A 2,302-nucleotide genomic window follows, 5' to 3' on the forward strand; every position below is an offset into this window, starting at 1 on the left:
TCCTCGGCGGCGGCGGCCATGTTGGCGCCGATGGCGGTCGCGCCGCCAACCACCAATCCCGCCGGAGCGGCGGCCGGGTGGGCGCCATAGTGGCCGCGCGTGTACGGCGCCTGGTGGCGGCCGTAATTGGCGGCCCCATAACCGTTGTAACCGCCGTGCTGGGGTGTGCCGACGCCGCCGTAGCCGCCGCCACGCCACCCCGGGGTCGTGGGCGCTGCTGCGGTGGCCGGCCGGGCGGGCCCCGTGGGTGTCGCGCGGTTGGGTGCGGCGGGCGTCACGCGACTGGGCAGGGCCGGTGACGTGCGGGCGGGTCCGGCCGGCACCATGCGGGCGGGCGCGGCGGGGACGAGCTGGCCGCCGGCGGCTTGCGTCGCATTGGCGGCTTCGGTGGCCTCGTACGAATCGGCGCTTTGTGCCAGGGTCCTGACGAACTGCTCGTGGATCATGCTGGCCTCGCCGCTGATCGCCTGATACTGCTGGCCGTAGCCCGCGAAGGCGGCCGCGGTCATCGCCGAGACTTCGTCGGCCGCGGCCGGGACGACGCCCGTAATCGCGAATGCGGCCGTCGAGTTGGCCGCGGTCACCGCCGAGCCGATCGACTGCAGCTGGCCGACCGCGGCTGACAGCAACAGCGGTTGCGTGGTCAGGAACGACATGTGTCTTCTCCTCGTGGAATGCCTGAATCTGGATAATCCCGTCGTGCTTGCGGACACTATGTCATATTTTTGGAATCGATGTCTAGGTTTAGGGACAGATTTCTTGTGTTCGTCATCAGACTCGCAGGTGGAGACACTTTGCCCGGCTTTCGGCACCGCGTTACTCTGGACGGATGCCACGCACCAACGCCGCAGGATGGGGGCTGAGGCGCCTGCTCGAGGCGACGCTCAACCGCGACATCACCGTCGAGCAGTTGCGCGACGCCTGCGGCGTCACCAAGGGGCGCTGGTACGGGGCGGCCGGGCGCGCCAACGCCGACGACTTCCCCGACGCCGAGGAGGCCAGGCGCGCCGCGCACGCGTTCGGACTCAGCGCCACCTGGCTGCAGATAGAACTGGGCCTGATCACGCCCGAAGATGTGCACGCGGTGCTGGGTGATGGCGAGTCGCCGGATCCGTTCCGGGTCACCACCCGCCAGCGGGTGCTGATGCCCAATCCGACGGCGGAGGGCCCCAGCAGCTGAACCGGCTGGTCCGGCTTTGACTCAACCGCCGGCCGGGGGCGAAGCGATAACGGTGGGCTTGAAACCGTATCGGGGCGCGACAAAGTGCGCCGCGCCGCGCCCGGTCCCACCGACGGGCATCGTCGGCACCCCGCCCACCGCATTCGCCGCCGGCTCGACGGACGACGCGGCGGTGAGGCCATTGAGCGCCACGGTGACGGGCGGACCCGCCGGGGCCGCGCCGGCCCACGCCGCGGGCACCGACAAGCCACCGACCGACGAGGCCTTCCCCACGGCTCCACCGATCGCGCCAATCGCGGCGCCCGGCACGGCCGCGGGCAAAACCGCTTCCGCGGCCTTGGCGGCGCCCTCGGTGGCCGATTTCGCGGCGGGCATCATGCCCTGGGCGATACTTTGGATGTCTTTGAACGAGGTGGTGAAAAGCCTTGTGGGCGAGATCAATCGGATGAACGCATCGAAGGGCGTGCTGGCGTCGAGCGTCTGCGAACCGGTCAGGCCCTCCAACAGATCGCCCAACGGACCGCTCACCACGAGCCCGTCGCCCTCGGGGTTCAGGCTGATCCCACCGAGGCTGATACCGGCGGGATTGTTCGGCACCCCGGCCAGCGACGACAGCGTTTGAGGCACGTTGTCGAGCCCCTGCGCGCTGCCATTGCCGGCCGCCTGGGCCACCGCGGCGGCCTGACCGGCGACCCCGGCCGGATTGGTGGTGGGGGCCGCCGGGTCGAACGGCGCCAACGTCGCCGCCTCGGCCGAGGTCCCGGCATATCCGTACATGGCCGCGGCGTCCTGCGCCCACATCTCGCCGTACTGCGCCTCGGTGGCCGCGATCGCGGCGGTGTTCTGGCCGAGGACGTTCGTCGCCAGAAGTTCCAGCAGCAACGCGCGATTCGCCGCGATCACCGGCGGAGGCACCGTTTCGGCGAACGCCGCCTCATAGGCACCCACGGCGGCCGCGGCTTGAGCGGCGGCCTGCTCCGCCCGCCCCGCCGTGCCGCGAAGCCAGGCCACCTGTGGCACGGCCGCCGCCAGCATGGCCGACGCCGCCGCCCCCTGCCACGGCCCGTCGTCAAGTCCCGCGAGAACCGACCCGTAGGAGGATGCCGCGGCATCCAACTCGGC

General features: G+C 71.2%; 2 protein-coding genes and 1 pseudogene. 1 reads left to right on the plus strand and 2 read right to left on the minus strand.

From position 1 onward, the window contains the following. Positions 1 to 362 precede the first annotated feature (362 nt). Positions 363 to 656: pseudogene (locus tag A5702_RS27005) on the minus strand (PE family protein); the annotation flags it as partial. 173 nt (positions 657 to 829) lie between these two features. Between A5702_RS27005 and A5702_RS17230 the strand changes: the two are divergent. Then, positions 830 to 1,180 carry a hypothetical protein gene (locus tag A5702_RS17230; protein ID WP_055403808.1) on the plus strand — a complete coding sequence of 117 codons (351 nt, stop codon included), beginning with the start codon at positions 830 to 832 and terminating at the stop codon, positions 1,178 to 1,180. 21 nt (positions 1,181 to 1,201) lie between these two features. Here the strand turns inward: A5702_RS17230 and A5702_RS17235 are convergent. Then, positions 1,202 to 2,302 (minus strand): PPE family protein (locus A5702_RS17235; protein WP_082956099.1); only part of this gene is annotated, 1,101 nt, incomplete at its 5' end.

The sequence above is a fragment of the Mycobacterium sp. E3339 genome, assembly GCF_001666915.1.
Classification (GTDB): Bacteria; Actinomycetota; Actinomycetes; order Mycobacteriales; family Mycobacteriaceae; genus Mycobacterium.

Coding starts and splice junctions, on each gene's coding strand:
- A5702_RS17230 (WP_055403808.1), top strand. CDS start 830: ATGCCACGCACCAACGCCGCAGGATGGGGGCTGAGGCGCCTGCTCGAG.